At 64.0% G+C, this 7,907-nt stretch carries 7 protein-coding genes; all 7 read left to right on the top strand.

Going from position 1 to position 7,907, the window contains the following annotated elements:
* The coding region (gene mraY / locus WEA77_RS01895) for a phospho-N-acetylmuramoyl-pentapeptide-transferase (protein WP_368066180.1) at window positions 1-938 on the top strand (938 nt) is incomplete at its 5' end.
* A 10-nt stretch (window positions 939-948) separates the two neighbouring features.
* A complete protein-coding gene (gene murD, locus WEA77_RS01890; protein WP_368066179.1) occupies window positions 949-2,364 on the top strand; it encodes a UDP-N-acetylmuramoyl-L-alanine--D-glutamate ligase in 1,416 nt (471 codons plus the stop codon).
* Window positions 2,361-3,512: an FtsW/RodA/SpoVE family cell cycle protein gene (locus WEA77_RS01885; RefSeq protein ID WP_368066178.1), complete on the top strand. Its 1,152-nt coding sequence runs from the start codon at window positions 2,361-2,363 to the stop codon at window positions 3,510-3,512. Before murD ends, WEA77_RS01885 begins: the two co-directional genes overlap by 4 nt.
* Window positions 3,505-4,605, top strand: coding sequence for an undecaprenyldiphospho-muramoylpentapeptide beta-N-acetylglucosaminyltransferase (gene murG, locus WEA77_RS01880; protein WP_368066177.1), 1,101 nt, complete (start codon window positions 3,505-3,507; stop codon window positions 4,603-4,605). The genes WEA77_RS01885 and murG overlap by 8 nt, the downstream gene beginning before the upstream one ends.
* Complete coding sequence (locus WEA77_RS01875; RefSeq protein WP_368066176.1) at window positions 4,602-4,976, top strand: hypothetical protein; 375 nt, start codon at window positions 4,602-4,604, stop codon at window positions 4,974-4,976. Before murG ends, WEA77_RS01875 begins: the two co-directional genes overlap by 4 nt.
* A 13-nt stretch (window positions 4,977-4,989) precedes the next feature.
* Entirely contained in the window at window positions 4,990-6,411 is a 1,422-nt protein-coding gene (gene murC, locus WEA77_RS01870) for a UDP-N-acetylmuramate--L-alanine ligase (RefSeq protein ID WP_368066175.1), read from the top strand.
* Window positions 6,412-6,505: 94 nt separating this feature from the next.
* A partial coding sequence (locus WEA77_RS01865) for an MFS transporter (protein ID WP_368066174.1) occupies window positions 6,506-7,907 on the top strand: 1,402 nt, incomplete at its 3' end.

Raw genomic sequence — 7,907 nt, 5'->3', positions numbered from 1 at the left:
CGCTCTGGGGCAACCTCTCGAACCCGTATGTCTGGGTTACGCTGTTTGTCACCTTCTCCTTTGCCTTTCTCGGCTTCCTCGATGACCTTGCGAAAGTGACGAAGCAATCGACGGATGGTGTTTCCGCTGGTGCGCGCCTGCTCGCCGGGTTCGCCATTGCCGCCCTCGCCTGCGCCATCATCATGGGTCTGCACGGCGCTCACACGCCGGCGGGCCATGCCCAGTGGGGACCGCTCAATCCGCTCGCCGAATGGATCGCGGCACTCGCACCGCAGACCTCCGTCGAGCCGGCCGATCCGGATTTCTCCGGCGGCGTCGCGGTGCCCTTCGTCAACAATTATTTCCTCCCTCTGGGAGGGTTCTTTATCGTATTCGGCATGATCGTGATTGTCGGTGCCGCCAATGCCGTGAATTTCACGGACGGGCTGGACGGCCTCGCGATTGTGCCGATGACCTTTGCGGCGGCCGCCTATGCGATGATCGCCTATCTTACCGGCAACTTTGTCTTCGCGCAGTACCTGGGCATCCAGTTCGCACCGGGGGCCGGGGAACTTGCGGTCGTGCTCGGCTCGATGATCGGCGCCGGCATGGGTTTCCTCTGGTACAACGCCTACCCCGCCAAGGTGTTCATGGGTGATACCGGTTCGCTCGGCCTCGGCGGCATGCTCGGCGTTGTCGCCGTGGTGACCAAGCACGAGTTCGCGCTGGTGGTGATCGGCGGCCTGTTCGTGCTCGAGGCGCTGTCGGTGCTGACCCAGATCGGCTGGTTCAAGATCACCAAGCGCCTGACCGGGGAGGGCAAGCGCATCTTCCTGATGGCGCCGCTGCACCATCACTTCCAGAAGCAGAACTGGCCGGAAACACGTGTTGTTGTCCGCTTCTGGATCCTCTCGGTTCTCTTCGCCCTCGCAGGCCTTGCCACCCTGAAGCTGAGGTGATGGCCACGCGATGATCCCGATCACCGAATACGCTGGACGAGACGTTGCTGTGTACGGCCTTGGCCGCACAGGTCTCAGCGCGGCCAAGGCCCTGAAGGCCGGCGGCGCGCGTGTCCATGCCTGGGATGATAACGAGGAGACGCGCGCCAAGGCCGAAGCGGCCGGGATTGCCCTGTCGGACATCAACAAGCGTGACTGGCAGACCTTCGCCGCGCTCGTCCTGTCGCCCGGCATTCCCTATAAGTTTCCGCAGCCGCACCGCCTGGTGCGCATGGCCGAGATGACCGGCGTACCGGTGATCGGCGACATGGAACTCTTCGCCCGGGCCGTGCAGGCGCTGCCCGAACGCGGCCGTCCGAAAGTCGTCGGCATTACCGGAACCAACGGCAAGTCGACCACGACAGCCCTCACCGGCCACGTCCTGAAAGAAGCCGGCCGCGATGTCCGCGTTGGCGGCAACATCGGTACCGGCGTGCTCGACCTCGCCGCGCTGCATTCGAACGCGGTCTATGTGCTCGAGATGTCGTCCTACCAGCTCGACCTGGTCAAAAGCCTGCACTGCAATGTCGCCGTGATGCTGAACCTGTCGCCGGACCACCTCGAGCGTCATGGCGGCATGGATGGCTACCAGGCTGCGAAGATGCGCATCTTCCAGAACCAGACCCCGCATGATGTCGCGGTGGTCGGTTTCGACGACATCTATACCCAGTCCATCGCCATCGGCCTCTCGGCAAGCGGGCCACAGCGCGTGACGCAGATTTCCTCCACCTATACGCTGGGCAAGGGTGTCAGCGCGGTCGAAGGCCGTCTCTATGACAACCTGAACGGCAAGGCCGAGTTCATCGGCAAGCTGGAAGACTGCCCGGCGTTGCAGGGGCGGCATAATTTCCAGAACGCAGCGGCGGCGTATGCGACCTGCCGCGCGCTGGGGCTTGACCCGGCGACGATCATGGCGGGCCTGAAATCCTTCCCGGGCCTTGCGCACCGGATGGAGAATATCGGCGACATCGAAGGCGTCCGCTTCGTCAACGATTCCAAGGCGACAAATGCCCAGGCGGCCGAACAGGCGCTGCGTTCGTTCAGGAACATTTACTGGATCGCCGGCGGTGTGCCCAAGGCCGAAGGTATCGGCCCGCTCGCGCCGCTCTTTCCCAACATCACCAAGGCCTACCTTTTCGGACAGGCGGAGGGCGCTTTCGCAGCGACCCTTAAGGGCAAGGTCGCGGTGCAGGCCTGCGGTACGCTGGACCGCGCCGTAGACCAGGCCTTCCGCGACGCCAAGGCATCGGGGGATGCCTCGCCCGTCGTTCTGCTGTCGCCGGCCTGCGCCAGCTTTGATCAGTTCAAGGACTACGAGCATCGCGGCGAGGTCTTCCGTAGTCTTGTCCGCGCTATGCAGCCTGCTGCGCTGAAGGAGTCAGCGTGACGCATACCGCTTCCGCACCGTTGCTGCCCCGGTCGGATTCCTCTTGGTTCACCGAATGGCGCCGCACCCTCGACTGGGGTCTCGTCGCCGGCATCCTGCTGCTCACCGGTATCGGCCTGTTGATGTCGCTGGCGGTTGGCCCCTCCGCCGCTGCGCGCATCGGCTATGAAGACCCCTACCATTTCACCTATCGTCAGGCGGTGCATGCCGCCATCGGCGTCGGGCTGATGCTGTCGGTCAGTGTACTGGAACGCAAATGGGCGCGCCGCCTCGCGATCGTGATCTTCCTGACATCGGCCGTGCTGATGGCTGTCATTCTCCTGATCGGCCATGAAGTGAACGGCGCGCAGAGCTGGCTGCGGTTCAGCGCCTTCTCGGTTCAGCCGAGCGAGATGGTCAAGCCGACGCTGATCGTGCTGTGCGGCTGGCTGCTGTCCCAGCGCGACCGGTATCCGGCCGCGCCATGGGCGGCCGCGTCCTTTGTCTTCTACGCCGTGACGCTCGGCCTCTTTCTGCTGCAGCCGGATGTCGGCGGCGCGGCGCTTGTGTCGATGGCCTTCCTCACGGCCTTCTTCGTCAGCGGCTTGCCGAAGCGCTGGATCATCGGGTTCGGCGCGGGCGGCGCGGTGCTGGCTGTCACGCTCTACAATCTGCTGCCTTATGTGAAAGTGCGGGTGAACACGATCCTGAACCCAAGTTCGGTGGATACGTTCCAGATCGAGAAGACGATTGAGGCCATCGGGCGGGGCGGCCTGTTCGGTACCGGGCCGGGTGAGGGGCAGGTGAAACTGCAGATTCCCGAGGCGCACACCGATTTCATCTTCGCGGTTATCGCCGAGGAGTTCGGCCTTGTCGCCATTGTCGCCGTCATGGCCATCTACGGTCTGATTGCGATCCGCGGCTTCCGCTCGGCGGCCCGCATCGAGGACGGGTTCGTGCGCACGGCAGCGGCCGGTCTGTTTGCGCTGTTTGCGATCCAGGCCGCCGTCAATATCGGCGTCAACCTCGCGGTTGTGCCGCCCACCGGCCTGACCCTGCCCTTCATCTCTTACGGTGGCAGCGCCATGGTGGGCATGGGATTGACGCTCGGCCTTGCGCTTGCTCTCGTGCGCGGAGAAGGCACGAGGAGCCGCGGGCCGTATGGCTAGACCACCCCGAGAAAAGCTGGTCGTCATCGCTGCGGGCGGGACGGGCGGCCACATGTTTCCGGCCCGCGCCTTCGCGGACGAGCTGCGCGCACGCGGCTGGCAGACGGCGCTGATCTCGGATTCGCGCGGGCTGCGCTATGCCACCGACTTCCCGGCCGACTGGAAGGAAGAGATCGAGGCGGCCTCCCCGAATTTCCGCAAGCCCTGGACGGTTCCGGGCGCCGCCCTGAAGATCAATGCCGGGATCGGCAAGGCGTCCCGCCTCCTGAAACAGCACCGCCCGGCGCTGGTCGCGGGCTTCGGGGGCTATCCCGCCTTCCCGGCCCTGGCAGCGGCGCGCCGCGCCGGAATCGCGATCATCATCCATGAACAGAACGCCGTGCTCGGGCGGGTCAACCGCCAGTTTGCCCGGCATGCCAAGCTGGTTGCCAGCGGTTTCCAGCGGCTGGACTTTCTGCCCCCCGGCTCTGCGCATCTGGCCGTGGGTAATCCGGTGCGCGCGCCAATCCTCGCGGCGGCGAGCCGGCCCTTTCCGCCGATGGACGATGTACTGAACATCTTCGTCACCGGCGGGAGCCAGGGTTCGCGCATCATCGGGGAAATCGTCCCGCTGGCGATTGCCCAGCAATTGCCGCCGCCGCTGATGGCCCGCATCAAGGTGGTCCAGCAGGTGAGGCAAGAGCAGGTCGGCGCAGTGCAGGCCATCTACCGCGCGGCGAAGATCGACTGCGAGTTGGCGCCGTTCTTTTCCGACATGCCCGAACGGCTGGCCGAAGCGCACCTCGTGATCGCCCGCTCCGGCGCCGGCACGGTGAGTGAGCTGGCAGCGGTCGGCCGGCCGTCGATCCTGATCCCGCTCGCCATCGCTATGGACGATCACCAGGTGGCCAATGCCGAAGCGCTGACCGAAGTGGGCGCAGCGGACATGCTGCTGGAAGCGAACGTGACGCCGAAGCTGCTGGGCGCCCTGATCGCGGCGCGGTTCTCGGACCCGGACGACCTGATGGCCCGCGCGGCGGCGGCAAAGTCTGCCGCCAAGCCAGACGCAGCAAGAGAACTTGCCAACATGGCCGAAAGGATCGCCGAGCTGTGATCCGCAACTCTGCTTTTCTGGCGCTGGGCTTTGGCCTGTTCCTCGCGATTGCCGAGATCGTGCGCAACTGGGGCAACTGGCAACCCTGGCCTTTCTGGATCGTCGACTTCGTCGCCGCGGGTTCACTGATCTGGGGCGGACTGCGCACGCTCACCCAGGGATCGTCGCGCCTGCTTTCCGCCGCCTGGGGCTTCACGGTCGGCATCTTCTGGATGTCATTCTTTTCGCATACCGAAGCGCTGAACTCCGGCACGGAGCGCACTTATGCGAGCGGATCGGTCAACGAAGGTGTATTGACGCTGATCATCGGCATAATGTTGCTGGCAGCAATTGCCGCTCTTTTCATGTCGCTGACACGCCGGACCATCTAGGAGCGAGACCAGAATGACCGCCCCCACACCTTTCTCAGTCGGCCCGGCGCATATTGTCGGCATCGGCGGTATCGGCATGTCCGGCATCGCGGACGTGATGCTGACCATGGGTTATCAGGTTCAGGGCTCGGACGTCGCCGACAGTGCGAACGTGGAGCGGCTGCGCGCGCGCGGTGTGAAAGTTTTCATCGGGCACAAGCCGGAGAACGTGACTGGCGCCGGAACCGTAATCATCTCGTCGGCGATCAAGCGCGACAATCCGGAAGTGCAGGCCGCGCGGGCGGCCGGCATCCCCGTTGTGCGCCGCGCCAACATGCTCGCCGAGATTACACGGCTCAAATATACGGTCTGCATTGCCGGCACGCATGGCAAGACGACCACAACCTCGCTGGTGGCCTGCCTGCTGGACGGGGCAGGGATCGACCCGACCGTGATCAATGGCGGCATCATCCATGCCTACGGCTCAAACTACAAGGCGGGCGAGAGTGACTGGATGGTTGTGGAAAGCGACGAAAGCGACGGCACCTTTGCCAAGCTGTCGCCGACCTGCGCCGTCGTCACCAACATCGATGCCGAACACATGGACCATTACGCCACCATGGACCGCCTCAGGGAGGCCTTCGACACTTTCGTCGAGAACCTGCCATTCTATGGATTCGCGGTTCTGTGCACGGATCATCCGGAAGTGCAGGCACTTGCCGCGCGCGTGACCGACCGGCGTCGCATCACCTATGGGTTCAACCTGCAGGCCGATGTGCGGGCAACCAATCTGCGCACCGACCTCAACGGCGCACATTTCGATGTCGAGATACGCCGCCCCGCCGGCGCTCCGAAGGTGATCCGCGATTTCACCCTCCCGATGGCAGGCGAACACAATGTTCAGAACACGCTGGCGGCGATCGCCGTTGCGCTGGAGCTGGGCGCGACTGACGATCAGATGCGCACCGCGCTCGCCAAATTCGGCGGCGTCAAACGGCGATTCACCCAGGTCGGCGACTGGACACCGGTCGCGGGCAAGCCCTCCGTGAAGGTGATCGACGATTACGGCCACCACCCGGTCGAGATTGCTGCCGTGCTGAAAGCCGCCCGTTCGATGCTGGGGAAGGGCACGCTGATCGCCGTCTGCCAGCCGCACCGCTATTCGCGGCTGCATGACCTGTTCGAGGAGTTCTCTACCTGCTTTGATGCGGCCGACCATGTGCTGGTTGCGCCGGTCTACGAAGCGGGTGAGACGCCGATCCCGGGTGTGACGAGCGAGGCGCTGGTCAATTCAATCCGCCGGCATGGGCACAAGAGCGCCGAAGCGCTGAGCAGCCTGACCGTGCTTCCAGAGAAAGTCCGTGCGCTTGCCGTGCCCGGCGCGATGGTGGTCTGCCTCGGGGCAGGGGACATCACGAAGTACGCGGGCGAGCTTGCGGCAAAACTGAAGGGCTGACGCCGGGTCACCGCTCAAGACCGCTTCCCCTTTCACCGCGAACAGATAGTCTTCGCAGCGATAAGCGCAGAGACGTGCGCCGGGAGGATTTCTGATGGCGCAAGTTGTGCTCGATGCGCCTGCGGTTTCAACGCGACCTGACGTGGATGGCGGCCCGTTCGGAGTAAAGGGCCTCGCCTGGGCCATCTTCGAGGGCGCCCGTAATCCCTATTACAACCTCATCGTCATTTATATTTTTGCGCCATATTTCGCGTCCGTGCTTGCAGGCGGGGGCGCCGACGCGCTCAGCTTGTCCGGCCTGACCATAACAATCGCGGGTATCGTCACGGCGCTCACTGCGCCGTTTCTGGGCGTCATCGCCGACAAGGCAGGGCGCCGCAAACCGCCCCTGATGTTCTTCATCGGGCTACTGGCCTTATGTTCGCTTGCGCTCTGGTGGGCGCGCCCGGAAGGCCCCTTCACCATGTGGCCGACGATGGCGATCCTTGCGGTTGCCTATTGCTGCTACGGATACTCGGAAGTGCTGCACAACGCGATGCTGCCCTCCGCTGGCCGGCCAAGCGCGCTACCCTATATTTCAGGTCTGGGCCTTTCGACGGGCAATCTCCTGAGTGTCGGCATCCTGTTCTTTTTCCTGTTCGGTCTGCTGCTGCCGGGCACGGGACTGCCCTTTGCGGCAGACCAGCAGCTCATTGCGCTCGACCGGGAAACTAACGCGCCGCAACGCTTTGCGGGGCCGTTTGTCGCCGTCTGGATGATCGTCCTGATCATACCTTTTTTCCTGTTCATGCCGGACGGCGCCCCCGGCGGCCTTTCCTGGAAGCGGGCGGCGGCCGATGTCTTTCTCGGTGAACCGGTCGGCGGTGAAAAACGCCACTCCGTGTTCGAACGCGCGCGCGTATTCAGGAACTATCTTGCGGGCCTCTTCAAGGAACACCCGCAGACTATGCGCTTCCTGATCGCGCGGACAATCTATGCGGACGCTATGTCAGCGCTGCTTACCCTCGGCGCGGTCTTTGCCAGCACATTCCTCGGCTGGTCTGGCGTCGAAATCCTGTTCTACGGCATCACGGGCGTTCTGTTCGGCGCCGTCGGCGGTTTCGTGGGCGGTTATCTCGACCGGTTCCTCGGACCGAAAATGGCCCTCGTCTGGGAAATTTCCGCGCTTGTCATCCTCCTGCTCGTCCAGCTTTCGATCACGCCGGACTCCTTGCTATTCGGGTTGATCCCGAGCGGCGAGCCCGTGTGGGGAAGCCCATTCTTCGACACGCTGTCGGATATCGTCTACTTCTTATTCGTGATCCCGGTGGCCATCGCCGTGGTCGCGTCGATTTCGTCCAGCCGATACATGCTGGTGCACATCGCGCCCCGAGAGCGGATCGGCGAGTTCTTCGGGTTGTATGCGATTGCCGGCACAGTGACCGTCTGGATGGGCCCTGGGATCGTCAGCCTGCTGACATGGATCACCGGAAACCAGCGCATCGGCATGGGGGGTA

The organism is Hyphomonas sp. (assembly GCF_040882205.1).
Classification (GTDB): Bacteria; Pseudomonadota; Alphaproteobacteria; order Caulobacterales; family Hyphomonadaceae; genus Hyphomonas.
This window is presented reverse-complemented; position numbering and strand designations above follow the sequence as displayed.